The 24635-nt window shown below is 51.9% G+C and carries 22 protein-coding genes and 2 pseudogenes; 14 read left to right on the plus strand and 10 right to left on the minus strand.

What is annotated here, in order from left to right; translation table 11 throughout:
* Window positions 1-51: 51 nt before the first annotated feature.
* From pstC to DI44_RS16070, 3 genes are all read left to right on the plus strand, one after another.
* On the plus strand, window positions 52-987 hold the full coding sequence (gene pstC, locus DI44_RS16080; RefSeq protein ID WP_020278669.1) for a phosphate ABC transporter permease subunit PstC: 936 nt from the start codon (window positions 52-54) through the stop codon (window positions 985-987).
* A complete protein-coding gene (gene pstA, locus DI44_RS16075; protein ID WP_021321312.1) occupies window positions 984-1877 on the plus strand; it encodes a phosphate ABC transporter permease PstA in 894 nt (297 codons plus the stop codon). Before pstC ends, pstA begins: the two co-directional genes overlap by 4 nt.
* A 391-nt stretch (window positions 1878-2268) precedes the next feature.
* On the plus strand, window positions 2269-3489 hold the full coding sequence (locus tag DI44_RS16070; RefSeq protein WP_033024478.1) for an IS110 family transposase: 1221 nt from the start codon (window positions 2269-2271) through the stop codon (window positions 3487-3489).
* A gap of 220 nt (window positions 3490-3709) precedes the next feature.
* Here the strand turns inward: DI44_RS16070 and DI44_RS18550 are convergent, their stop codons facing one another.
* From DI44_RS18550 to DI44_RS19325, 3 genes and pseudogenes are all read right to left on the minus strand, one after another.
* Window positions 3710-3877: an HTH domain-containing protein gene (locus tag DI44_RS18550; protein ID WP_110107477.1), complete on the minus strand. Its 168-nt coding sequence runs from the start codon at window positions 3875-3877 to the stop codon at window positions 3710-3712.
* An 18-nt stretch (window positions 3878-3895) separates the two neighbouring features.
* Window positions 3896-4342, minus strand: a complete 447-nt coding sequence (locus DI44_RS16060; protein ID WP_020278672.1) for a PTS glucose transporter subunit IIA — start codon at window positions 4340-4342, stop codon at window positions 3896-3898.
* 92 nt (window positions 4343-4434) lie between these two features.
* A pseudogene (locus DI44_RS19325) lies at window positions 4435-4719 on the minus strand (isocitrate/isopropylmalate family dehydrogenase); the annotation flags it as partial.
* A gap of 195 nt (window positions 4720-4914) precedes the next feature.
* Here DI44_RS19325 and DI44_RS16050 point away from each other — a divergent pair.
* The 5 genes from DI44_RS16050 to DI44_RS16030 all read left to right on the plus strand — a co-directional run bounded on the left by DI44_RS16050 (window position 4915) and on the right by DI44_RS16030 (window position 10084).
* Window positions 4915-6150 (plus strand): PucR family transcriptional regulator, encoded by a 1236-nt coding sequence (locus DI44_RS16050; RefSeq protein WP_020278675.1) that lies wholly within the window; start codon window positions 4915-4917, stop codon window positions 6148-6150.
* Window positions 6151-6267: 117 nt separating this feature from the next.
* Window positions 6268-7401, plus strand: a complete 1134-nt coding sequence (ald, locus tag DI44_RS16045; protein WP_020278676.1) for an alanine dehydrogenase — start codon at window positions 6268-6270, stop codon at window positions 7399-7401.
* A gap of 207 nt (window positions 7402-7608) precedes the next feature.
* On the plus strand, window positions 7609-8208 hold the full coding sequence (locus DI44_RS16040) for a Uma2 family endonuclease (protein ID WP_020278677.1): 600 nt from the start codon (window positions 7609-7611) through the stop codon (window positions 8206-8208).
* A gap of 45 nt (window positions 8209-8253) precedes the next feature.
* On the plus strand, window positions 8254-9069 hold the full coding sequence (gene pdxK / locus DI44_RS16035; protein WP_021321306.1) for a pyridoxine/pyridoxal/pyridoxamine kinase: 816 nt from the start codon (window positions 8254-8256) through the stop codon (window positions 9067-9069).
* Window positions 9070-9196: 127 nt separating this feature from the next.
* On the plus strand, window positions 9197-10084 hold the full coding sequence (locus DI44_RS16030) for a carbon-nitrogen hydrolase family protein (RefSeq protein WP_031205544.1): 888 nt from the start codon (window positions 9197-9199) through the stop codon (window positions 10082-10084).
* Window positions 10085-10402: 318 nt separating this feature from the next.
* On the opposite strand, the gene putP is transcribed toward DI44_RS16030, so the two are convergent.
* The gene (putP, locus tag DI44_RS16025; protein ID WP_020278680.1) at window positions 10403-11860 is read right to left on the minus strand and encodes a sodium/proline symporter PutP; all 1458 of its coding nucleotides are present in this window, start codon (window positions 11858-11860) and stop codon (window positions 10403-10405) included.
* A gap of 407 nt (window positions 11861-12267) precedes the next feature.
* Here putP and DI44_RS16020 point away from each other — a divergent pair, with 407 nt between their 5' ends.
* The 3 genes from DI44_RS16020 to DI44_RS16010 all read left to right on the plus strand — a co-directional run bounded on the left by DI44_RS16020 (window position 12268) and on the right by DI44_RS16010 (window position 14534).
* Window positions 12268-13089 (plus strand): basic amino acid ABC transporter substrate-binding protein, encoded by an 822-nt coding sequence (locus tag DI44_RS16020; RefSeq protein ID WP_011232917.1) that lies wholly within the window; start codon window positions 12268-12270, stop codon window positions 13087-13089.
* 69 nt (window positions 13090-13158) lie between these two features.
* Window positions 13159-13815: an amino acid ABC transporter permease gene (locus DI44_RS16015; RefSeq protein ID WP_011232918.1), complete on the plus strand. Its 657-nt coding sequence runs from the start codon at window positions 13159-13161 to the stop codon at window positions 13813-13815.
* The gene (locus DI44_RS16010; protein ID WP_011232919.1) at window positions 13812-14534 is read left to right on the plus strand and encodes an amino acid ABC transporter ATP-binding protein; all 723 of its coding nucleotides are present in this window, start codon (window positions 13812-13814) and stop codon (window positions 14532-14534) included. Before DI44_RS16015 ends, DI44_RS16010 begins: the two co-directional genes overlap by 4 nt.
* A 186-nt stretch (window positions 14535-14720) precedes the next feature.
* Here DI44_RS16010 and qoxD read toward each other — a convergent pair whose 3' ends face one another.
* From qoxD to DI44_RS15985, 5 genes are all read right to left on the minus strand, one after another.
* On the minus strand, window positions 14721-15020 hold the full coding sequence (qoxD, locus tag DI44_RS16005; protein ID WP_033024479.1) for a cytochrome aa3 quinol oxidase subunit IV: 300 nt from the start codon (window positions 15018-15020) through the stop codon (window positions 14721-14723).
* Window position 15021: 1 nt separating this feature from the next.
* Window positions 15022-15636 (minus strand): cytochrome aa3 quinol oxidase subunit III, encoded by a 615-nt coding sequence (gene qoxC, locus DI44_RS16000; RefSeq protein ID WP_033024480.1) that lies wholly within the window; start codon window positions 15634-15636, stop codon window positions 15022-15024.
* 3 nt (window positions 15637-15639) lie between these two features.
* Complete coding sequence (gene qoxB, locus DI44_RS15995; RefSeq protein WP_021321304.1) at window positions 15640-17586, minus strand: cytochrome aa3 quinol oxidase subunit I; 1947 nt, start codon at window positions 17584-17586, stop codon at window positions 15640-15642.
* A 17-nt stretch (window positions 17587-17603) separates the two neighbouring features.
* Window positions 17604-18509, minus strand: a complete 906-nt coding sequence (gene qoxA, locus DI44_RS15990) for a cytochrome aa3 quinol oxidase subunit II (protein WP_021321303.1) — start codon at window positions 18507-18509, stop codon at window positions 17604-17606.
* A gap of 251 nt (window positions 18510-18760) precedes the next feature.
* Entirely contained in the window at window positions 18761-19504 is a 744-nt protein-coding gene (locus DI44_RS15985) for an RNA methyltransferase (protein WP_021321301.1), read from the minus strand.
* A gap of 218 nt (window positions 19505-19722) precedes the next feature.
* Between DI44_RS15985 and DI44_RS15980 the strand changes: the two are divergent.
* Window positions 19723-20184, plus strand: a pseudogene (locus DI44_RS15980) (amino acid permease); the annotation flags it as partial.
* A 148-nt stretch (window positions 20185-20332) separates the two neighbouring features.
* On the opposite strand, the gene DI44_RS15975 reads toward DI44_RS15980, so the two are convergent.
* A complete protein-coding gene (locus tag DI44_RS15975) occupies window positions 20333-21712 on the minus strand; it encodes an ATP-binding protein (protein WP_021321300.1) in 1380 nt (459 codons plus the stop codon).
* Between the two features lie 183 nt (window positions 21713-21895).
* Here DI44_RS15975 and DI44_RS15965 point away from each other — a divergent pair, with 183 nt between their 5' ends.
* On the plus strand, window positions 21896-23422 hold the full coding sequence (locus DI44_RS15965) for an FAD-dependent oxidoreductase (RefSeq protein ID WP_021321298.1): 1527 nt from the start codon (window positions 21896-21898) through the stop codon (window positions 23420-23422).
* Window positions 23423-23613: 191 nt separating this feature from the next.
* On the plus strand, window positions 23614-24576 hold the full coding sequence (manA, locus tag DI44_RS15960) for a mannose-6-phosphate isomerase, class I (protein WP_021321297.1): 963 nt from the start codon (window positions 23614-23616) through the stop codon (window positions 24574-24576).
* Window positions 24577-24635 lie beyond the last annotated feature (59 nt).

Below are 24635 nucleotides of genomic sequence, written 5' to 3' on the forward strand. Positions count from 1 at the left end.
TATTGGCGGAGAGGCTGATTTTCCGTTCGATGAAAGAAAGGGGAAAGGAAAATGGAAAAGCTGTCTCCTGATTGGACTGAGGCCACCCACTTGTTGACTGCTCAACGTCAACGCTGGATCACAAAATATAGGTCCGACCGCCTGTTTCGTTTTTTTTGCTTAACGAGCATCGTATTTCTGATTGTCGTATTGGGCGCCATCGTTCTATTCGTCAGCAAAACAGGCCTTCTCGTGTTTCGAGATATATCTCCGTCGGAATTTTTCTTTTCCTCCCGATGGGATCCGGAACATCATCGATACGGCGCTGCCGTCTTTATCACCGGAACGCTATATTTAATGTTCGTGACGCTGTTGATGGCCACACCGATTTCCATTTTGACAGCCATATTTATTGCGGAGATGGCCCCTCCCCGGCTTCAACAATGGCTTCGGACGTTGCTTGATTTATTGGTCGGCATTCCATCCATTGTTTACGGGTATTTGGGAGCCACCCTGCTCGTTCCATGGATTCGTAAGCTTACGGGTGCTCCAGTGGGAGATGGAATTCTTGCGGCAGCGATCGTGCTATCGATGATGATCTTGCCTACCATCACCCGCATCACCGACGATGCGCTTTGCGCGGTTCCCAACGAATGGCGGGAGGCCAACTATGCCCTTGGAGGAACCAAAATAGAAATGATTGCAAAAGTGTTGCTTCCTGCCGCCAAATCTGGGATTGCGGCTGCTGTCATCCTCGGTATGGCACGCGCCATTGGCGAAACAATGGCCGTGGTGATGGTCATCGGCAACGTGGCGCAATGGGGATTTGATTTGGTCACGCCATCAAGTGTATTGACCAGCCATATCGTGATGCAAATTTTAAACGTCGATTTTCAATCAACAACCAACCATGCCCTTTATATGATGGCGCTTTTGCTGCTTTTCATCTCAATTTCTTTAATTATGATTATTCGCCGCTTGCGGCTGAAAGGAGGACCGTCATCATGAACAATCAAGCCCTTGGCCTTCATGGAAAAATGAGTCGGCTCCGTATCCGTCGTCTCATGAATCGACTCGTACTGGGTATGATCAGCATCATTTCCGCAACCGTCTTTTTTATCATCTTATCCCTTCTTTATATAATCGTGCGAAAAGGGTTGTCGGACATTGACATCCATTTCCTCATTGGACTGCCCGAAGAAATCGACGCTGGAGGAGGAGTTGGACCGTTCTTATGGAACTCGATTTACATTCTCGTGTTATCATTGCTTTTGTCGTTGCCCATCGGAATTGGAGCCGGTATTTTTTTAGCGGAATACGCCCCAAACAACCGAATCATGGAATGGGTGAGGGCGGCCATTGAAAGCTTGGCATCTGTCCCGTCGATTGTGTTTGGTCTATTCGGTTACGCCTTGTTTGTGGAATACTTTCAAATCGGCGTGACCATTTTAGGAGCATCCATCACATTAGCATTGCTCAATCTACCAGTTTTAGCCCGCGTCTCCGAAGAAGCGATCACGGCGGTTCCCTCCGCTTGGAGGGAAGCCTCCTTCGCTTTAGGCGCAACCAAAGCACAGACCATTGTCAAAACGGTGCTCCCTGCCGCCATGAAAGGCATCTTGACCGGCATCAGCCTTGTCGCATGCCGAGCATTTGGCGAATCCGCCATCATTTTGCTAGTCGGTGGGACATCGTCATCTGGCGAGATGTGGGATTTCCATCTCCTTTCCGAAGGCGCGACTCTTCCGGTCCATTTGTGGTACATTCAATCTGAAGCGCTTGTGGCCGATGCGCAGCAAATTGCCCAAAAAACATCCGCCCTCCTTGTGTTGCTAGTGCTGTTCCTTAGCTTTATCATTCGTTTTCCGCTATGGCTTAGCCAGCGGAAAAAGCGATAATGAAGGGGCTGACCCAAAAGGCCGTCTGTCTTCAGGATAGACTCCCTTGACCCAAAATTTCGTCACCATCGGAGGGATGAAAATATCCCTATGTTGAACGCTGCCACTTTACGCATTTTGGAGTTCGGGTATTTTGAGGATAGACTCCCATGACAAAAAAATTTCGTCACCATCGGAAGGATGAAAACAACCTTCTGTCGAATGGTCTCCTTGCAGCTGGGGTCATGAGGTCGTTGTATCTATGGTACGTAAAAGTCCGAAGGATAGACAGACCCCAGTAGTCTGGTGCACCACGGAATGTCGCTCCCTTGAGGGAAGCACGCAGGATAGAATGCTTGAACAAAGGCTGCTGCACCAGCTGTTTTTGAGAACGAAGCAGGGAGGAAGACCGATGCGCGTCTTGTATGAACGCTGTTGCGGATTGGACGTGCATAAGCAATCGATTACGGCTTGCGCCCTTACCCCTGAAGGAAAAGAGATTCGCACGTTTGGTACGCTGACCGACGATCTCGAGGAGTTGGTGGATTGGCTGAAAGAAAAAAAGGTGACGCACGTTGCCATGGAGTCGACGGGCGTATATTGGAAGCCAGTGTATAATCTCCTCGAAGCAGAGCCGATCGAAGTGCTTGTCGTCAATGCCCAACACATCAAAGCGGTTCCCGGGCGAAAGACCGATGTCAAAGATGCTGAATGGATCGCGGACTTGCTTCGCCATGGATTGCTAAAAGGGAGTTACATCCCTCATCGGGCTCAGCGGGAGCTCCGGGAACTGGTCCGTTATCGGCGCAGTTTGATCGAGGAACGGGCACGGGAGCTCAACCGCATCCAAAAAGTGCTGGAAGGAGCCAATATCAAGCTTTCTTCGGTCGTATCCGACATCAACGGGATGTCGGCCCGGCTCATCATTCGCGCCCTTATCGAAGGAAAGAACGATCCGGCGGCCCTCGCCCAGCTCGCCAAAGGGCGGCTGAAACAAAAAACGGAAGAGCTCCGGCGCGCGTTGAAAGGAATGATAGGGCCGCATCAACGCATGATGCTGGCCGAGCAATGGCGTCATGTGGAGTATTTAGATGAAGCGATTGCCCGGTTGGATCGAGAAATCGAGGAACGAACGAGCCCTTTTCATGAAGCGCTGGAGCTCATCGATACGATCCCGGGAGTGGGGCGGCAAAGCGCGGAACAAATTGTAGCGGAAATCGGGACGGACATGAGCCGGTTCCCTACCGCCGCGCACTTGGCCTCATGGGCCGGAATGGCTCCCGGGAATCATGAGAGTGCAGGGAAACGGTTGTCAGGTCGAACGAGGAAAGGGAACAAGAAGCTAAGGTCGTGCCTCGTGGAATGTGCCCGTGCCGCCGCCCGAACGAAGAACACGTACCTATCGGCCAAGTATCATCGGATCGCCAAACGAAGAGGAGCGAATCGAGCGAGTGTCGCGGTCGGGAGAACGATTTTAGAAATGATCTATTATATCTTAACTCGAAAGGAACCGTATAGAGAGTTGGGAGCCGACTACTGGGATCGGCAGCAAGAAGCGCGCATCGTGCGTCAAACGGTGAAACGATTAGAGGGGTTAGGGTACGAAGTGAAACTAGAAAAAACGAGTGCATAGCACTTATTAACCATATATATACTGAAATACCTTCCTTTGGAATCCGATTCCGAAGGCTAGGTGGGCTCCGTTTTTTGTCTTAAATGGTGTTTTCAGGATAGACACAAAATATAGTGTGGAAGAAATAGTCATCGTGCATATATAGAAACGAAAGGGGGTGTCTCGATCCTTTTGGGACACCCTCTTCATTAATGATCTCCTTAAATATATAGGTAATATGTTATGATTTAAAACATCCGTATTTTTTAACAGAGAGATTTTTTTCACCACCATCATGACGAACTGTCCGATCGCTTATTCCTAATTGCTTTGCCATCCACTCATCTGGAATGAGATCCTTGCTGTGAGCTAAAAATGATAAGATCTCTTTTTGTCGTTTTGTAAACATACATCCCCCTCACCGCCCTTATTTCATGTTGACATGAAATAAGACCGTCTCGCCTTTTTTGGCTGATGCCTCGGCCTCTCTCTCGAGGCTTTCGAGGGCGTCGCCGTTCGTGATGATGATCGGCGTCACCGCGCTTTTCGCTTTCTCGCGCACAAGCGGCAAGTCGACAGAAAGAAGCCGATCGCCCCGTTTCACTCGGTCGCCGGCTCTGACATAGGCAGTGAATCCTTCCCCGTTCATTGACACGGTGTCGATGCCGACATGGATGAGCAGCTCCACACCCGCTTCCGAACGCAAGCCGATGGCGTGTTTCGTCGGAAAGAGCTGGATGATTTCACCATCGCCCATCATGTTTTGCGCAAACACCGGATCCGGCACGTCTTCAAGCCGCATGATCGTCCCGTCAAGCGGCGCGGTGATCGTCTCTTCCTTCGGCTGTTGCTTGCCAAACCATTTTTTGAACAATGGGCGTCATCCTTTCTGTTCAGTTCGTCTGACAACAAGTATACCTGAACAGAAGGAAACTGCAAACGGTGCCGCTTGCCCTTTTGAACAGGTCAGGCTTGCTCACGCAGACGCCGGCAAATTTCTTCCACCACTTCCTTCGTCGTCGCCGTGCCGCCAAGATCCGGCGTTTTGATGCCGTCAGAGGTGACATCCTCGATCTCTTGCAACAAGAGGGCGCCGAGCTCTTCTTCAACGAAATGGTCAGACATCAACTTCGCCGTCTAAATTTACCCGATCGGATCGGCGATACCTTTGCCGTAAATATCCGGCGCCGAACCGTGCACCGGTTCAAACATCGACGGATATTTGCCGTTGACGTTCGTGTTCGCCACGGGAACGGCTTTCTTGCCAATTCCGTCGCTGGGAATGACGGCAATGTCCCATTTTTTCATTCTTGGGAGAATTCCTTCTTTCCTTCCTTGGACAGAAAGCGCAGCCATTCCTTTCTTTCATCATACAATAACGGTGGTGGATTCACATTTATGATAAAATGAAACTACAAATCATATGGACGATGCGAGGGAGTCAATATGTCTTATGATACCGACCCGTTCCGCGGCGAATTTGACAGCCTTGAAGAGTTTGCCGACCGCGTCAGCGACGTGCTGAAATGCCCGGTGACGATCGAAGACGCGAGCCATCGGCTCATCGCCTACAGCGCCCATGATGATTACACCGACCCGGCGCGGACGGCGACGATCATCAGCCGGCGCGTTCCGGAAAAAGTGATCAACAGCTTATGGAAACAAGGCGCCATCCCGGCGCTGCTCAAAAGCCGCGAACCGGTGCGCGTGCCGCCGATTCCAGACGTGGGCCTCGGCAGCCGCGTCGCTGTCTCGATCTGGAAAAACGATGAGGTGATCGGCTTCATCTGGGTGCTCGAAACAAACCGGACGCTTTCGCCCGAGGAGATGGAATGGCTGAAGCTGGCGGCAAAAGCGGCGAAAAACAAAGTGCTGCAGCTGTATATGCGCAAAAACAAAAAAGAAGAGCGGGTGCAAGAGCTGTTTTGGAAGCTGCTCACCGGCCACATTGCGCGTGAAGATGACATCCGCGCTCATCTCGCCGCGATGCAAATCCCGACCGCACCGCAGTTTGCCATTGTCGTTTTCCGCTTTGCCGCCGATTTGACCGCCGAAATGGAGCGGCAAATTTCCTACTTATTGCAAACAACCCAGCAACTCCCGCTCCTTCTTTATACGACCGACGGCCGCGATGTGATTTTGCTTGGGGCGCCCAAAACTGACCAGCCGCTGAAAGAGCTGAGTGCATTCATCGAATCGTTCGCCGCCAAAATGAAAGAACGATTTCACATCCACGATGTGCAGTGCGGATTTGGCGGCGTGTACAGCGTCTATCGCCTCATTGAAAAAAGCTACCGCGAAGCGCTCGCCGTGCTAGCGCTGAAGGAGAAGCTTGGGGATGACATCAACGGCGTCTACGGCTACGCCCAACTCGGTATTTACCAATTTTTTGACTTTTTGCTTGAAAAAAAACGGCAAGGAGGCTGGACCAACCCGGCGCTTGAGAAATTGCAAGTCTATGACCGCAAACATCACAGCGACTTGGTGAAAACGTTTGAAACATTTTTTGACCATAACGAAAATGTGCAAGAAACCGCCGACGTCCTCAACGTTCACCCGAACACGCTTGCTTATCGGCTCAAGCGGATTGCCGACATCGCCGAGCTTGATCTCAATGACATGAATCAAAAAATCAAATTATACATCGATATTAAATTAGCGAAATACGAAGCGCGCGGTTGAATTTGTGGAAATCCACAAAACCCACGCGCTTCTTTCTCTTTTTTGAACAATGCCCGGCCCGTTCCGTCTCTTTTATACTATAAGTAAGGCCACTTTTGATGAGGAGGAACCATATTCATGATTATTGGAGTGCCAAAGGAAATTAAAAATAACGAAAACCGTGTCGCCATTACGCCGGCTGGCGTATTGTCGTTCGTTCAGGCAGGACATACGGTGCTCATTGAGAAAGAGGCAGGGGTTGGAAGCGGTTTCAGCGACAATGATTACGCCCGTGCCGGAGCACAAATCATCGAGCGAGCGGAAGATGTGTGGGCGCAAGCAGATATGGTGATGAAAGTGAAAGAGCCGCTGCCAAGCGAATACCGCTTCTTCCGTCCGGGGCTTGTGCTGTTCACCTACTTGCATTTGGCCGCCGACCCAGAGTTGACGCGCGCGTTAAAAGAAAGCGGCGTTATCGCCATCGCCTATGAAACTGTGCAAGTCGGCCGCACGCTGCCGCTGTTGACGCCGATGAGCGAAGTCGCCGGGCGGATGGCGGCGCAAATCGGGGCGCAATTTTTGGAAAAGCCGTACGGCGGCAAAGGCATTTTGCTTGGCGGCGTCCCTGGCGTCGCCCGCGGCAAAGTAGTCATCATCGGCGGCGGGGTCGTCGGCACGAATGCGGCAAAAGTCGCGGTCGGCCTCGGGGCAGATGTCACGATCATCGACTTGAACGCGGATCGCCTGCGCGAGCTTGACGACATTTTCGGCAACCAAATTACGACGCTCATGTCCAACCCGATGAACATCGCCGAAGCGGTCGCAGAGGCCGACCTTGTCATCGGCGCCGTCCTCATCCCGGGAGCGCGGGCGCCGAAGCTCGTCACCGAGGACATGGTGAAAGCGATGAAACCGGGGTCGGTCATCGTCGATGTCGCCATCGACCAAGGTGGCATCGTTGAGACAAGCGACCACGTCACGACGCACGACGACCCGACGTACGTCAAACACGGCGTCGTCCATTATGCGGTCGCCAACATGCCGGGTGCTGTCCCGCGCACCTCGACGATCGCCTTGACGAACGTCACGATCCCATACGCCTTGCAAATCGCCAATAAAGGCGTCATGCAAGCCATTACGGACAACCCGGCGCTCGAGCTTGGCGTCAACGTCGCCAACGGCGAAATCACGTACGAAGCCGTCGCCCGCGACCTCGGCTATCGCTACGTCCCGGCCCGCGAAGCGCTCGGGAAAACGTTGGCCGCCAACTAACCATGATGGACGCGGCCGACAACGCGCGCTGCCGGCCGCCTGTTCATCATTGTCCATTCCCATGACCGCCCACTCATAGCGGGCGGCTTTTTTTATCGTCCTAACCCGACAAGGCCGCCATTTCGGCAAGTGAGCGCAGGCGGTGGGAGTATGCCCCCTGTTGCGTTATGCCAAATCATTTTCGTTCAGCAAAGCGGCCAGTGTATAATGAAAATAGAAAGCTGGAAAGAAGGTGATTTCGTGAACGTTCCGGGAAAACAGGCGGTATCGCTTGAAGAATTTTATCGCATGCGGGAAACAACCGACCGCGTTTTAGAATACATTGATGGCGCTGTGTTGATGTCTCCCTCCCCTTCGACCCAGCACCAACGCATATCGGGACGGCTGCACGTCCAACTGTTCCATTTTTTAGAAGGAAAGCCGTATGAAGTGTTTCATGCCCCGTTTGATATCGAACTAAAGAACGAACGAATCGAAGGCAAGAAAATTGTCGTCCCTGATTTAACCGTGATCTGTGATCGAAGTGGATTAACGGATACAAAATTTGTCGGCGTCCCAACGCTGATCATCGAGATTTTAAGCCCTTCCAACCAGGCGTACGATCTCGTGTTCAAATTGAATTTGTATATGCAATACGGAGTCTATGAATACTGGATCGTGAACCCTATGCACTCTGTTGTGCAAATCTACTCGCTCAATGACGACGGACAATATGAACAAGCCGGCGTCTGGAAAGAAACCGGCATGGCATGTTCGCGCGCGCTTGACGGTTTTTCTGTTGATGTAGAACAACTATTTCGTCCTTGAGGGCGGCTTCATGGTATAATCTTGTAGAACAAAGGAGTGATGACGATGACAATGCCAAAAGCATTAACGATCGCCGGGTCGGACAGCAGCGGCGGCGCCGGGCTGCAGGCGGACTTAAAAACGTTCCAAGAGCTTGGCGTTTACGGCATGACGGCGATCACGACCATCGTCGCCATGGACCCGCACAACCGGTGGGCGCACCAAGTGTTCCCCGTTGACCTAGCAACGATCGAAGCCCAGCTTGAGACGATCATCGTCGGCGTCGGGATTGATGCCTTAAAAACAGGCATGCTTCCGACAACTGATATCATTGAATTAGCGGCGCGGACGATTGAAAAGCATGGTTTGAAAAATGCGGTCGTCGATCCAGTTATGGTGTGCAAAGGGGCGGATGAGCCGCTCCACCCGGAAAATACGGTGTGCTACCGGGAAACGCTCGTGCCAAAAGCGATGGTCGTGACGCCAAACTTGTTCGAAGCAGCGCAGCTTTCCGGCTTGCCGCGCATTGAAACGATCCAGGACATGAAGGAAGCGGCCGGGCGCATTCATGAACTCGGGGCCCAATATGTCATCGTCAAAGGCGGTCGGAAAATTCCGCATGACTATGCGGTTGACGTCCTTTACGACGGCAAAACGTTTGAACTCCTCGAATCGGAGCGGATTGACACGACGTATACGCACGGAGCAGGCTGCACGTTCTCGGCGGCCATCGCCGCCGAACTGGCGAAAGGCCGGCCGGTGAAAGACGCCATTGCGACGGCAAAAGCGTTCATCACCGCCGCCATCCGCCACTCGTTCCCGCTCAACGAATACGTCGGGCCCACACATCACGGTGCGTACCGCCGCTACGGCGAACAATAATAGACAAGACCTCGTCCTTGTCTTTTTCCGCAACTCCCCTCCTTGAAATAGGAAGGGAGCGGGGCCTGCGCATATTGAAAAATCAAATGCCTCGAAACGGTTTGCATGGTGCTAAGATAGATGCCATATGGAAATAGAAAGGAAGGTGCCGCCATTGCGCGTCTCGGCTGTCCAATATCATCTTCACACCATCCGTTCGTTTGACGAGTTTGCCGCGCAAGTGACGCATTACGTCAAAACGGCGCAAGAGTTTGACGCCGAGTTCGTCTTGTTCCCAGAATTTTTCACGACCCAATTGCTTTCCATTCCACTTGATGACGGACGGCAAGCGACGATTGATGACTTGCCGAATTATACCGAAAAATACACTGAACTGTTTGTGTCGCTCGCCAAAGACACCGGCATGTATTTGATCGGCGGCACGCATGTCATCCGCCAAAACGGCAAGCTGTACAATGTCGCTCATTTATTCACGCCGGATGGGCACATCCATCAGCAGGCGAAATTGCACATCACCCCGACGGAAGTGAACGAGTGGAATATCGCTCCAGGCGACGGCGTGCATGTGTTTGAAACGGACAAAGCGACGATCGCCATTTTGACGTGCTATGACATCGAGTTTCCGGAAATCGTTCGTATGGCGCGCGCCAAAGGGGCAGATGTCATCTTCTGTCCGTCGTGCACCGATGACCGGCACGGGTTTTACCGTGTACGGTATTGCTGCCACGCGCGGGCCATCGAAAACGAAGTGTATGTCGTCACGACCGGCACGGTCGGGTCGCTTCCGACGGTCGACTTTATGCGCGCCAATTTCGGCCAAGCGGCCGTCATCACGCCAAACGACATCCCGTTCCCGCAGAGCGGCGTCCTTGCGGCGGGCGAGATCAACAGCGACATGGTCATTACCGCTGACCTTGACTTGTCGCTCCTTCGCAAAGTGCGGGAAAAAGGATCGGTCGCGACATGGCGCGACCGGCGCACTGATCTGTATCCAGACTGGAACACGATGGCGTAACAGCGGCGGCCCTTCGCCCCGCCTCCGGGCGGAGGTGCCAAGGGGGGGCTGCGGCCGGACTAAAAGGGTGCGGCGCCGCGACATGTGTTGGCATCCGAACCAAAGCAGGGTGCGGCACCCCTTTGCCTCGTCTTAAAGCTGATCATGGCGACACCGCCTCAACACTGCCATCGCCCAGCCGAAACAGCATAGCGACGCGGCGACACGGTAAGGCGGTCGGGCGAATTGCGAGGCCGCAACAACGCCTATATGATGAAGGACAAAATGCCGATCATGACAACAGGGTGTCCCCACCGAGGAACACCCTGTTCATTTCGCTTATGACAGCGACTTCTTAAACTGATCAAACTGTTCCGCCACTTTCCCTTCCGGCGCTTTTGTCAACAGGCTCACGACGACAATAGCGGCGAGGCTCGCGGCGAAGCCCGGAATCATCTCATACAACAGCCCTTTCAAATACTCCGACTGCGTCCACAAAATGACCGTTGCCGCCCCGGCGACCATGCCGGCGAGCGCCCCCCATTTCGTCATCCGCCGCCAGCATAAGCTCAACAGAATAACTGGGCCAAACGATGCGCCAAATCCAGCCCACGCATAGCCGACCAAGTTTAAAATCGTGTCGTTTTTCGTGTACGCCAGCGCCGTTGCGACAATGGCGACAAGGAGCACCGACAAACGCCCGACGAAGACAAGCTCCTTATCCGAAGCCGCGCGGCGGAACACGACTTTATACAAGTCTTCGGTCAGCGAGCTCGAGGTGACGAGCAGCTGGGATGAAATGGTGCTCATAATCGCGGCTAAAATCGCCGCCAGCAAAAACCCGGTAATAATCGGATGGAACAAAATTTGACCGAGCTGAATAAACACGGTTTCCGGGTCGTCGAGCTTCATGCCGCGCTGCGAAAAGTAAGCGATTCCAAAAAGACCCGTCAACATCGCTCCGACAACCGAGAAAATCATCCAACCCATGCCGATGCGCCGGGCGCTTTTCATTTCTTTGACCGACTTGATCGCCATAAAGCGGACGATAATGTGCGGCTGGCCAAAATAGCCGAGCCCCCAGGCGAATAACGAAATGATGCCAAGAACACTCGTTCCTTTCCATAAGTTCAACAAGTTGGGATCGATGTCGCGGATCGTCTCAATCGTATCTACTGGCCCGCCTGTATGGAACAGCGTCACCACCGGCACCAGAATCAACGCAATGAACATAATCGTCCCTTGCACAAAGTCCGTCCAGCTGACGGCCAAAAAGCCGCCAAACAGCGTGTAAGCGACGACAACGCCGCCAACGATCCACAAGCCCGTATGGTAGCTGACACCAAACGAGTTTTCAAACAACACGCCGCCCGAAACAAGACCGGACGATACATAAAACGTAAAAAAGACCATAATGACAATGCCAGACACCATGCGCAACAATTTCGTGGCATCCCCGAATCGGTTTTCTAAAAACTCTGGAATCGTAATCGAATCGTTCGCCACTTCTGTATAGACGCGCAAGCGCGGCGCAACGAACAGCCAGTTTGCATAAGCGCCAAGCGTCAAGCCGATGACGATCCAGGCGGCGCTCACTCCATCGATATACATCGCCCCCGGCAGCCCCATGAGCAACCAACCGCTCATGTCGGAAGCCCCGGCGCTAAGCGCGGTCACCGCCGGCCCGAGCGTCCGGCCGCCAAGCATATAATCGGACAAATTCGACGTCCGTTTATACGCCCAATAGCCAATCCAAAGCATGCCGACTAAATACACAATGACGGAAAATAAAACCATATGGACTCTCCTTCCTCTACTGTCTTGTCACCACTTTCATCATAACGAAATTGATAGTATTTACACAATAGTATTTATTTTTCCATACCGCTATAATAAACAAATTGACAAAACCTTTGCCAACTCTACCCTCTTTCTGGTATAATATTCTGTAAATTCAAAATCAATCGTTTATGTCTTTTTATACATAAAAAATTATTTTATAAAAATGCACACGAAATGATATTAGCCATATGCCCTTCAGTTAATGTGGCGAAAAACATTGAAAAATGCGCCTTTTCCCCATTTATACGGCAGTACCAAAATGTTCAAACAATTATTTTTATAAAACCTATTGCATAATAACAAAAATATTGATAGTATGATAATCGTTCATCGACAATGATTCCAAAGGGGGATTTTATAGGATGTTAAAAATGAAGAAAGGTTTGATCGTAGCGGTCGTTGCTGCGTTGTTTATGGCGCTCGCCGCTTGTGGCAAGTCGACAGAAACAAGCTCTCCGTCAGGCGCTGAAAAAGAAGGGAAGCAAAAAATCACCGTCGGGACGGACGCGGCGTTTGCGCCATTTGAATATATGCAAAAAGGAAAAATTGTTGGGTTTGACGCCGACCTTTTGGATGCGGTGATGAAAGAAGCCGGCTTGGATTATGAATTAAAAAACATCGGCTGGGATCCGCTGTTCGCTTCGCTGCAAAGCAAAGAAATCGACATGGGCATTTCCGGCATTACGATTACGGACGAGCGGAAACAATCTTATGATTTCTCAGCTCCGTACTTTGAAGCAACACAAGTCATCTTAGTCAAACAAGGCAGCCCGGTGAAAAACGCCCTTGACTTAAAAGGGAAAACGATCGGCGTTCAAAACGCGACAACCGGTCAAGAAGCTGCGGAGAAGCTATTTGGCAAAGGCGATCATATTAAAAAATTCGAAACGAGTGTTGTTGCCATTATGGAACTGCTAAACGGCGGTGTTGATGCTGTCATCACGGACAACGCGGTGGCAAACGAATACGTGAAAAACAATCCGGACAAAAAATTGCAAGTCATTGAAGATCCACAAAACTTCGCTTCGGAATACTACGGCATGATCTTCCCGAAAGACAGCGAATTGAAAGCCAAAGTGGACGAAGCATTGCAAAAAGTGATCGACAGCGGCAAATATGCAGAGATTTACAAAAAATGGTTTGGCAAAGAACCGAATATGGAAGGCTTAAAACAACAACAATAAGCGCACGAACATAGAAAAATGCGTAACTACTAGCAAGTTACGCATTTTTCTTAGAGAAAGGTGAGATCGATGGATTTTCGTTTTGATATTATTGTTGAATACGCCCCTTACTTTTGGCAAGGGCTGCTCGTAACGATCGGCGTATCATTAGCCGGCATCGTGTTCGGCCTCATTCTCGGCCTGTTCATCGGCCTTGGCAAAATGTCGTCCAACCCGATTATTCGTTTGCCGTTTTCGTGGTACATTAACTTTTTCCGCGGTACGCCGCTTGTCGTGCAAATTTTGCTCGTCCATTTCGGCGCCATGCCGCTCTTTTTCGCCCAGCCAAATGCCGTCGCTTCCCTGGCCGTCTCGCTGTCGCTCAACTCGGCCGCGTATGTGGCCGAGATTTTCCGCGCCGGCATCCAGTCGATCGACAAAGGGCAAATGGAAGCGGCCCGCTCGCTTGGGATGACGCATGCGCAGGCGATGCGCTACATTATTTTGCCGCAGGCGTTAAAGCGAATGATTCCGCCGTTTGCGAACGAGTTTATCGTCTTAATTAAAGATTCGTCGCTTGGGATGGTCATCGCCGCCCCGGAAATCATGTATTGGGGGAAAGCGGCCGCGGGTGAGTATTACCGCGTTTGGGAGCCGTATTTAACAGTGGCGTTCATCTATTTGCTCTTAACGCTTTCGTTAAGCAAACTGTCACACTATCTTGAAAGGAAGTATTCGACCCAATGATTGACGTACGCCAGCTGAAAAAATCGTTCGGTTCGCTCCAAGTTTTAAAAGGAATCGATGTCCATATTCGCGAAGGAGAAGTCGTGGTCGTCATCGGCCCATCGGGGTCGGGAAAATCGACGTTTTTACGCTGTTTAAACTTGCTTGAGGATTTCGATGAAGGTGAAATTATTATTGACGGCATTAATTTAAAGGCGAAAGACACGAACTTAAATAAAGTGCGGGAAGAAGTCGGAATGGTGTTCCAGCGCTTTAACTTGTTTCCGCATATGACGGTGCTGAACAATATCACGCTGGCACCGATGAAAGTGCGGAAATGGCCGCGTGAAAAAGCGGAAGCGAAGGCGATGGAGCTGCTCGCCAAAGTCGGGCTGCAAGACAAAGCGCACGTCTACCCGGACTCCCTCTCCGGTGGGCAGGCGCAGCGCGTCGCCATCGCCCGGGCATTGGCCATGGAACCGAAAATCATGCTGTTTGACGAGCCGACGTCAGCGCTTGACCCGGAAATGGTCGGGGAAGTGCTCTCGGTCATGAAGCAGCTGGCCAATGAAGGGATGACGATGGTCGTCGTCACCCACGAGATGGGCTTTGCCCGTGAAGTCGGCGACCGCGTCCTGTTTATGGACGGCGGCTACATTGTCGAGGAAGGGAAGCCGGAAGACTTGTTCGACCACCCGCAGCATGAGCGGACGAAAGCGTTTTTATCAAAAGTGCTGTAAAACGTCGTCTTGCCTGTTTGAGGCAAGACGACTTTTTTAGGCACATATCATGCCCCCTATAATGCAACCACGTTGCCTCTCCATCTCTTCAATGTTCCGTCAACGGCTCCCCCATTTCAGGCATCTATGACACCACAAAAGCTCTTCTGAACATAAAAAGCCGGCCGAACCCCGGCCAGCCTCGCTTTACAACACAAACTGCATCACCCAAATCGAACCGGCGACAACGACAACAGCAATAAAGAAGCTGTATACCATGTTGAACGTTTGCACTTTGCCGCTGTCGCTTTCGTTGACGTGCATGAATAGAAACAGCTGCAAGCTCGCTTGGATGATCGCGAACAAGACGATGATGACGATCACGGCTTTAAGCGGCAGCCCAGACGAGAGCGCCACCCAAAGAGCCGCAAACGTCAAGACGAGCGACAACAAAAACCCAATGATATGTTTCCACGGAAATGATTCGTGATGGCCGTTCGCGCCCATGTTAGATCACCATCCCTAACAAATAGACGAGCGTGAAGATGAAAATCCAAACGACGTCCAAAAAGTGCCAGTACAAGCTGACAATAAACACTTTCCGTGCTGTTTTCGGCGTAAAGCCGCGCTGGAGGAGCTGGATGATGATCAAAATCATCCAGCCAATTCCTAAACTGACGTGGGCGCCGTGCGTGCCGACGAGCACGAAAAAGCTTGATAAAAATGCGCTCGTCTGCATCGTCGCTCCTTCATGGACATAATGAATGAACTCGCGAATTTCAAATGTGATGAACCCTACACCAAGCAGCAACGTGACTAGCAGCCAAGCGATGAGCCCGCTTATGCGGCCGCGGCGCATTTCAAAAATGGCCAACCCGCACGTAAAACTGCTCGTTAAAAGCAACAGCGTTTCAATCAGAACGTCTTTTACCTCAAACAGCTCCCCTGCCGTCGGCCCCGAGCCGGTCCGTTGGAACAAGACGAGATACGTCGCAAACAGCGTCGCAAACAACGCGACTTCCGCCCCGAGGAAAATCCAAAAGCCCAATATGTTCAACCGACTCTCTTGTGTCCGATACTCCAACGGCAGCGTTTCCTCATAGCGATGTGCAGCTTCTCCCATTCGTCACGCCCCCTTCCGCGCCGCTCGTTCCATCCGTTTGATTTCGTCAACCGGAATATGGTAGCCATCATCGTCTTCAAATGAGCGGAGAATCAATCCAAGCACAATGAACAACGCACCAACGATAGCCAACGCAAACCACTTGAACACAAGGCCGAACCCGGCGACGAAAAACGCCACCGACATCCAAAACGGGCGTCCTGAGTTGCTTGGCATATGGATCGGCTTCAAGTCTTCTTCTTTCACGTGGAAGCCGCCATACTTTTTCTTCATCACCCAATACGCGTCCACATCTTCGACAACCGGCGTCACCGGGAAATTGTAATGCACCGGCGGCGACGCGGTCGCCCACTCAAGCGTCCGTCCGTTCCACGGGTCGCCGGTCATGTCGCGCTCGCCGTAGCGGGCGCTGTAATAAATGTTGTAACAAAGCACGATAAACCCGATGCCCATCAACACCGCCCCGACCGTCGCGACGACGTTGAGCGGCGTCCAGCCGAGACCAGCCGAGTACGTGTACATGCGGCGCGTCATCCCCATCAACCCTAGGAAATACATCGGGAAGAAGCAGATGTTAAAGCCGATCATAAACAGCCAAAACGTCCACTTGCCAAGCCGTTCATTCAAGATATGGCCGAACATTTTCGGATACCAATAATGCAAACCGGCAAAGCAGGCGAACACCGTACCCGCGATCAACACGTAATGGAAATGGGCAATCAGAAAATAGCTGTTATGGTATTGATAATCGGCCGCCGCCATCGCCAACATAACCCCCGTCACGCCGCCGATGACGAAGTTCGGAATGAACGCCAGCGACCAAAGCATCGCCGTCGTAAAGCGGATCTTCCCTTTTCGGAGCGTAAACAGCCAGTTAAAAATTTTCACCCCGGTCGGAATGGCGATCGCCATCGTCGTGATCGAGAAGGCAGAGTTCACGGCCGGCCCTGCGCCCATCGTAAAGAAGTGGTGCACCCAGACGATAAAGCTTAAAAACGCAATGCCCACGATCGAACCGACCATCGCCTTATAACCGAACAGCCGTTTCTGCGCAAACGTGCTGACCACTTCCGAGAAAATGCCGAACGCCGGCAAAATGACGATATACACTTCCGGATGGCCCCAAATCCAGAACAAGTTCGCCCAGAGCATCGACATGCCGCCGTTGGCCATCGTGAAAAACTGCGTATCAAACAGCCGGTCAAACGTCATGAGCGCCAAGGCGACCGTCAACACCGGGAAGGCGAAAATAATGAGCACGCATGTGATGAGAATCGTCCACGTAAACATCGGCATGCGCATCAATGTCATGCCCGGCGCGCGCATTTTTAAAATCGTGACAAGGAAGTTGATCCCGGTCATCAATGTTCCGATCCCGGAAATTTGTAAAGCGACAGCGTAATAGTTGTTGCCGACGCCATGGCTGAACTCATTCCCCGCGAGCGGGAAATACGCCGTCCAGCCGGCGTCCGGCGATCCGCCGATGACAAAGGAAATGTTAAACAGCATGGCCCCGAAGAAAAAGAGCCAAAAGCTTAACGCATTCAAATATGGAAACGCGACATCGCGCGCCCCGATTTGCAGCGGAACGACAATGTTCATCAAACCGATGATGAACGGCATCGCCATAAACAAGATCATAATCGTCCCGTGCGTCGTAAATATTTCATTGTAATGTTGCGCGTCAAGAAACTTCATGTTCGGCGCGGTCAGCTGCGCCCGCATCAAAAGCGCATCGACGCCGCCGCGGAAGAGCATCAAAACTGCGCAAATAATGTACATGACGCCAATCTTTTTATGATCCACCGTCGTGAGCCATTCGTTCCACAGCCATTTCCATTTTTTAAAATATGTCAACACAAACACAATGCCGACCATCGTCAAGACGATGGCGACATCGGCGGCATAAATGAGCGGCTCACCCGTGACAAAAAACTCGCTCCATTTCATCTTTCGCTCCTCCTTTCCTACTCCCCATGATGGTGACTGTTTGTCATCGCTTCATCGCTTTGATCGTCGTTTTTCATTGGCTTTCCATTTGCATGATGGCTGTTTTGTTTCGCATGGTCAATCCATTGTAAGTGGGTGTTCGAAAACGTCATTCGCCCAACAAGCCCCGGTTTTAAAATTTGTGTATATTTTTTCTCATCGAGCTTCGGGGCGGTTTGTTTCACTTCATTTACCCATTTGCGGAAGTCCGTTCCCGTTTGTGCGACGACCTCAAACTCCATATGGGCGAACTTTTCCCCGGAAAAGTTGGCGCTCCGCCCCATGTAGGAACCGGGCTTATCGGCTTGCAAAATCAGCTCTGTCTCCATGCCGTCCATCGCATATTTTTGCCCACCTAATTCCGGCACCCAAAACGAGTTCATCGGCCCGACCGAAGTCAGCTTAAACTTGACCGGCACACCGGCTGGAATATGGACGTAGTTGACCGTTTCAATGTTTTCTTCCGGATAGCTGAAAATCCATTTCCAGTTCGCCGCCGTCACATGGATCGTGATCGGTTTCACTTTCTCGGTCGGCGGCTTTTCCAACGCAAACGTCGCCTTCACTGTTGGAACAGCGAGCGCAGCGACAATCAAAATTGGAATGGCCGTCCAGACGACTTCAAGCAACGTGTTCCCTTCCTCATCCGGCGGCTCATAGCCGGCATTTTCCGGCTTCTCGCGATAACGAATGAGAAAAACGGCAAATAACGTAAATACAACAACAATAATGAACAACATAAAGCCGACAGACCACATGATCAAATCATACTGCATGCGCGCCACCGGCCCTTGCGGATTGAGCACGGCCGTGCGCTCCACGCAGCCCCCAAGCAAAAACAAAAACGGCAAAACCAGCACCGCGCGCCATCTCGCCCGTTTCATCGCTATCGGTCCTCCCTCTTCCGCCCCAACCATTTCGGGGCCTTCCATGCATTTTCTTTTGTCTCTACCATATCAAAATTGAAAATGTTTGAAACGAATGAGCGAAAAAGTTCATAAATCAGCAAAACATTTGTCACAAACTGTTCAATCATTGTTCAACAAATCGCCACTTGTTTTCCTCGTTTAGGGAAATATTGATGAGAAAGGAGAGTTGCGGAAAAGCCCGCCATAAAACAAGACAGCTGAATTCTTTATGAAAAAGAACCCAGCTGTCCTTCGTTCGTTTGAATGGCATATCCTTGTTGCTGCAACTGTTTACGAATGCGTGGGTTTAACGTTTGCCACATCCATTGTTCATACAACGCCTTTTTCTCTCCAGGCAATAAATAGTAGTGTCGGCCGGCCTGGCGGCGCGCCCGCTCGGTGACATCATAGAGCGCTAACGCAGCGGCGACGGAAATGTTAAAGCTTTGCACAAAGCCGTACATCGGAATGACAAACGTTCCGTCCGCCAAGCGGAGCGCCTCTTCCGACACGCCGCTATGCTCGTTGCCAAACAACAGCGCTGTCGGTTGGGACAGATCGATGTCGGAAACCGGAATCGTCCCCTCACCAAGATAGCTTGCATACACTTGATACCCTTGACTTTTCAAATCGGCAATGGCCGTTTTGATATCTGGCTTATGGTGGAGCGTCAGCCACTGATCGGCATAGCGCGTCACAAGCCGGTTCGGCGAAAACGGCGCCTTTCCCGTCACGATATGAACGTCTTGAACGCCAAACGCTTCAGCCGTCCGCAGCACCGCCGCTTGGTTATGCGGGTCATCGACCGCTTCGATCAAGACGGTAATATAGCGGGTGCGCTCATTCAAAACCTCATACATCCGCCGAAGCCGCCTTGGCAAAATCATTTCCCAAACCGGACGCGTCGATTCGGTGATCAGCCCTTCTTGCCGCAGCTGTTCCAAAAATGATGTCTCTTCCCGTTCTTCCACAACGCATCCCCCTTTCCAAGCCTAGCGTATTCTGTGTTTCCCATTGTACAAAATGACAGGATGCCAAGGCAATTCATGTATTTTTAAATACTATTCAGATTATTAAATATATAATAACTTGAAAACATTGCTCATTTACAACCTCTTTATCTATCGGTTAGTATTATAATGTAAGCGCTTCAAAAATACTTTTTCAAAAAATATTATTTATTATCAAGCTGTTTAACCTTGCTGAACAGCAAGAAGCGCCGAGCGCATTCGGCCGGCTGACAAAGCGCGGCATTCCGGGCGCGGCCTTGATCGCCACTGCGCTTGTCATGCTTGTCGGCGTATATTTGAACTACGTATCTGAAAAAGTGTTCCAATGGGTGACAAGCATCGCCACATTCGGCGCCATTTGGACGTGGGCGGTCATTTTGCTGTCCCAGCTGAAATTCCGCAAACAGTTGAGCGCGGAACAAGCACAACGTCTCACGTTCAAACTTCCGCTTTATCCATACAGCTCATACGTGTCGCTTGCCTTTTTGATCGGCGTTGCCGCCCTAATGGCGTATTTCCCGGATACGCGCATCGCTTTGATCATCGGCCCAGCCTGGCTGCTGCTTTTGACGGCCGTATACTTCGCCAAAGGAATGCATCGTCGCCAGCATGGCCAAGCCGAAGAAAAGCAAGCTGGATGACAAGTCCGATCAAAAGAGAGGGTGTCCCCATCCTTGCGGGACACCCTCTTTCTAAAACAAAAAGCAGGAAATGTGCAATCGCAGACCCCATCCTTCCGATCGGTCTATTTCCGTTTGGATCATGACTCGCTTTCACCCTCCAATCCTTTCATTCATCAACCGCTATGTAGGCTTGGCGCGGATGATTCGGCTGATCCGGGTATTTTAAGCGGATTTTCCCTTCCTCCAACAGCTTTCCTAAATAATTGTTGCGCAATCCATCCGGCGTTCGTTCGAGCAGCTCAGCCAGCTCTTTCAGGCGCAGCGGCCGCTCGCGGCATAACCGAATGATCAATTGTTCCATGACCGCTGGAGCCAACCGTTTTTTTCGCCGTGCCAATTCTGCCATCTTCCATAGCCGTTCGTCGATCGTTTCCCCTTTTTCGTTGCTGTCATGCATACTGATGTCGTTGTTTATGGAGCTAAGCAAGCTATTTACGAACTCCAGTCCATTATTTATAGAGTTCAACGTTATATTTACGGAGTCAGACTCGTTTTTTATGGAGTTCGACCCGCTGTTTACGGAGTTTTTGGTTATATTTACGGAGTTTTCTTCATTGTTAACGGAGTTTGTGTCTATACTTACGAAGTTTAGTTCGTTAGTTATAAAGCTCTCGGTTTCCTGTCCGCTGCCCGCATCCAGCCATTCGGGTTCCGGCTGTTCCAGCTGTCCAGCCGGTTCTGTTTCCATTGTTGCGCTAATTTCAGCTGGAAATTGCAGCGGACACAACACAACGATTGTACGGTCTGGATTCGTTTGCTGCGAGATATCGATCGGGCAAGCAAGCGCCTGTTCCTGCATATCGCACATTCGCTTGAGGCCCGATCCCGCGCGTTTGCATACGTCGATCAGCAAAAACATTTTAAAAATATTCGGGTTGCGCAAATTGCTCGTATGCCCCGCCATTGCCGCTTCAATCGGGATGCGAAACCGTCCCGGGTTGGCAAAGCGAAATGAACGATCCTCTTTTTCGACGGTGATGCCGCCTTCCTCCCCATAATCGGCATGAACGAGCGCATTGACGAGCGCCTCGCCAAGCAGAGCGCGCCCTTCATCCGACCAAACGTGACGCTCCAGCTCAGCCAACACGCGAAAATAAAAATCGTAAATGTTGCCCGACCATGTGCCGTCTTGTGATGTGAACCGCTTCGTCCATCCTGCCGCTTCACCGTCAGTGTGCTCTCGATATTCCAAAAAGTATTGCGGCAGCACCTCGGTGATGATCCGCTCCTCACTGAACATCAACAATCCCGCGAGCGTCAGCCCTTCTTTGCTGCTGTCGCGCAGCTTGCCCCACGCGCCGATTTTGTATAAAAATTCTTTTGTCTCGAGCCCGTTCCACGGATGGCCCGGTTTCACCCGAGCAAACCGCTCGCGGTAATGGCTGACGGTCTCGAAATTGAGCTCACTTAAGCTGTAATGCTCTAAAATCAGGCTGTCTGCCAGCGCATGGGGGCGTTCATGAAACGAATTTGTATATTTATTCACTCCCGATCTTCCTTTGACGTTATTTTTGCAAAACAGTTTGATTCTCTTTTTCTATTGTACCATCTTTCCTTCTCCTTGCGGATAGTTGCCAAAAAAAGAAAACGGTTGTGGATATGTGGAATAGTTCGCCCGATAAAAGGAAAACTACAGAAGACAACATTGACATGCAAGGAGGAGGTAATCATGTCGTCCCTTCCTTCCACCGTAGAGCCTTACTGGCGCGACTCCGTTTCGCTTCCGTCGTTTCCGAAGCTCGATGCGGACATTTCCGCCGACGTCGCAGTCATCGGCGGCGGCATTTCCGGGATTACAACAGCGTATTTGTTGTCGGCGCAAGGGGCGCGCGTCGCCCTTCTGGAAGCCGACCGGCTCCTGAACGGCACGACCGGCCATACGACAGCGAAAATCACCGCCCAGCACGATCTCGTCTATGATGAATTTCTCAACCATTTCGGTGCAGAAAAGGCGCGACTCTATTATGACGCCTGCATGGACGCACTCCAGTTTATCCGCCGCACGATCGAAGAACAACAAATAGACTGCGACTTTTGCGAGCAAGATGCCTATATTTATACGATGTCTTCCTCTTCTTTCCAAAAACTAGTGAAAGAATGGGAAGCGTACGAACGGCTCGGCATTGACGGCGCCTTCGTTGAGTCGATCCCGCTCCCGCTGCCGGTGGCGGCAGCGGTCGTGATGAAGAGGCAGGCGCAATTTCATCCGCTCAAATATTTGGCCAAACTCGTCGATTCGATCACACAGGCTGGCAGCGCCATTTACGAACACACACCAGCGGCGGATATTGAACAAGGAAAAAGGATGACAGTCATTACGCGAGACAAAAAACGGGTTGAGTGCGACCATGTCGCCGTCTGTTCTCACTTTCCGTTTTACGACGGCGGGTTTTACTTTTCGCGCATGTACGCTGAACGGTCGTACGTATTGGGAGTGACGATCACTGAACCGTACCCGGGCGGCATGTATTTAAGCGCCGATGAACCGAAACGCTCGATCCGCTCCGCAGCGGCAGGCAGCGAGACGCTTATCCTAATTGGCGGCGAAAACCATAAAACCGGCCAAGGCGTGCCGACGATGCGTCATTACGAGGCGCTGTCCTCGTTCGCTTCGCAGCTGTTTACGGTGAACGACATCCGTTACCGTTGGTCCGCCCAAGATTTGACGACGCTGGACAAAGTGCCGTACATCGGCCCGATGACGGCAGGGACGCCAAACATTTATGTCGCGACAGGGTACCGGAAGTGGGGGATGACGAACGGGACGGTCGCCGGGATGCTTTTGTCTGACCTCATCCTCGACCGCGACAACCGATACCGCGACTTGTACTCCCCGTCGCGCTTTTACGCTGATCCAAGCATGAAGCAGTTTTTCACGACAAACCTTGACGTCGCCAAACATTTGCTGGAGGGAAAGATCGAACCGGTTGTCCGCCGGCCGCAAGATTTGACGCATGGCGAAGGGGCGGTTGTCTCGGTCAACGGAAAGCGGGCTGGCGCCTATAAGGACGAAGCCGGGGTGCTCCATGTCGTCGACACGACGTGCACCCATATGGGTTGCGAGCTGGAGTGGAACAGCGGCGACCGGACATGGGACTGCCCATGTCATGGCTCGCGCTTCTCGATCGATGGCGATGTGATCGAAGGACCGGCGAAACAGCCGCTCGCGCGCATTGAACTTGATGACGCGAAGTGACGCGCTGACGCAGGACGGCGGCGCGTGCAGAACATCGTCGCAATCGGCATGTCGACCTTGAGTTCCAATGGGGGTTGGGAGCGTATGTTCCTAACCCCCTTATCGTTTTCATTTGCCGATAGCGCATTTCATGATAAGATGAAAATTAGAGTGGACTGCATGTTGTATGATGTTTTCGGGAGGGATGACGCATGGACCTTGAACCGATTTTTCTCACCCCTGTCTTCCAAGAACGGATTTGGGGCGGCACGAAGCTCGCCGAACGATTCGGCTACGACATTCCGTCTTCGCAAACAGGGGAATGCTGGGCGGTGTCCGCCCATCCGCACGGGCAGACGGTCGTCGCCCGCGGACCGTTTGCCGGGATGACGCTCGGACAATTATGGGAGGAACGCCGCGATTTGTTCGGCCACTTCCCGTCTGACCGCTTCCCGCTGTTGACGAAAATTTTGGACGCCAACGCCGACTTGTCAGTCCAAGTCCACCCGGACGATGAATACGCCAAAACGCATGAAGGCGGAGAACTCGGCAAAACGGAGTGTTGGTACATCATCGACTGCAAGCCGGGCGCTGAGCTCATTTACGGCCATTACGCCGAGACGAAGGAGCAGCTGCGCGCGATGATGGAAGCGGGGGAATGGGATCGTTTACTTCGGAAAGTGCCGATCCGCCCCGGCGACTTCTTCTATGTCCCAAGCGGCACGATCCACGCCCTTTGCGAAGGGACGCTCGTCCTTGAGACGCAGCAAAGCTCAGATACAACCTACCGCGTCTACGATTACGACCGCGTCGACAGCCAAGGGCGGAAGCGCGAGCTTCATCTCGAGAAAGCGATTGACGTCACGACCGTCCCGCATCGCGACATCGATGTCCACCCCCATGTCGCCGAATTTCCCGGCGCGACGGTGACGGCCTTCGTGGAAGGAGACTACTTCGGCGTCCAAAAATGGGACGTCCATGACGCGTTCGCGTCAGAACAGACGAAACCGTTTCTCATCGTCAGCATCCTCGAAGGCGAAGGCGAGCTTGTCCGCAAAGGACAGACATACTTGCTTCGCCGGGGCGACCATTTCATTTTGCCGCATCAATTCGGCCGTTTCACCATTCGCGGCTCCCTCCAGGCGATCGCGTCGTGGCCGCGGACAGGCAAATAAACGCGGGTGTCCCAAAAGGCTGTCTGTCTTCAGGATAGACACAAAATATAGTACGGAAG

Source organism: Geobacillus sp. CAMR5420 (assembly GCF_000691465.1).
GTDB classification, from domain to species: domain Bacteria; phylum Bacillota; class Bacilli; order Bacillales; family Anoxybacillaceae; genus Geobacillus; species Geobacillus thermoleovorans.

Coding starts and splice junctions, on each gene's coding strand:
- DI44_RS15965 (WP_021321298.1), top strand. CDS start 21,896: ATGTCGTCCCTTCCTTCCACCGTAGAGCCTTACTGGCGCGACTCCGTT.
- DI44_RS16020 (WP_011232917.1), top strand. CDS start 12,268: ATGTTAAAAATGAAGAAAGGTTTGATCGTAGCGGTCGTTGCTGCGTTG.
- manA (WP_021321297.1), top strand. CDS start 23,614: ATGGACCTTGAACCGATTTTTCTCACCCCTGTCTTCCAAGAACGGATT.
- DI44_RS18550 (WP_110107477.1), bottom strand. CDS start 3,877: ATGTTTACAAAACGACAAAAAGAGATCTTATCATTTTTAGCTCACAGC.
- DI44_RS16070 (WP_033024478.1), top strand. CDS start 2,269: ATGCGCGTCTTGTATGAACGCTGTTGCGGATTGGACGTGCATAAGCAA.
- DI44_RS16050 (WP_020278675.1), top strand. CDS start 4,915: ATGTCTTATGATACCGACCCGTTCCGCGGCGAATTTGACAGCCTTGAA.
- qoxD (WP_033024479.1), bottom strand. CDS start 15,020: ATGGGCGCGAACGGCCATCACGAATCATTTCCGTGGAAACATATCATT.
- pdxK (WP_021321306.1), top strand. CDS start 8,254: ATGACAATGCCAAAAGCATTAACGATCGCCGGGTCGGACAGCAGCGGC.
- putP (WP_020278680.1), bottom strand. CDS start 11,860: ATGGTTTTATTTTCCGTCATTGTGTATTTAGTCGGCATGCTTTGGATT.
- pstC (WP_020278669.1), top strand. CDS start 52: ATGGAAAAGCTGTCTCCTGATTGGACTGAGGCCACCCACTTGTTGACT.
- qoxA (WP_021321303.1), bottom strand. CDS start 18,509: ATGAAACGGGCGAGATGGCGCGCGGTGCTGGTTTTGCCGTTTTTGTTT.
- DI44_RS16040 (WP_020278677.1), top strand. CDS start 7,609: ATGAAAATAGAAAGCTGGAAAGAAGGTGATTTCGTGAACGTTCCGGGA.
- DI44_RS16015 (WP_011232918.1), top strand. CDS start 13,159: ATGGATTTTCGTTTTGATATTATTGTTGAATACGCCCCTTACTTTTGG.
- DI44_RS16030 (WP_031205544.1), top strand. CDS start 9,197: ATGGAAATAGAAAGGAAGGTGCCGCCATTGCGCGTCTCGGCTGTCCAA.
- DI44_RS16010 (WP_011232919.1), top strand. CDS start 13,812: ATGATTGACGTACGCCAGCTGAAAAAATCGTTCGGTTCGCTCCAAGTT.
- ald (WP_020278676.1), top strand. CDS start 6,268: ATGATTATTGGAGTGCCAAAGGAAATTAAAAATAACGAAAACCGTGTC.
- pstA (WP_021321312.1), top strand. CDS start 984: ATGAACAATCAAGCCCTTGGCCTTCATGGAAAAATGAGTCGGCTCCGT.
- qoxC (WP_033024480.1), bottom strand. CDS start 15,636: ATGGGAGAAGCTGCACATCGCTATGAGGAAACGCTGCCGTTGGAGTAT.
- qoxB (WP_021321304.1), bottom strand. CDS start 17,586: ATGAAATGGAGCGAGTTTTTTGTCACGGGTGAGCCGCTCATTTATGCC.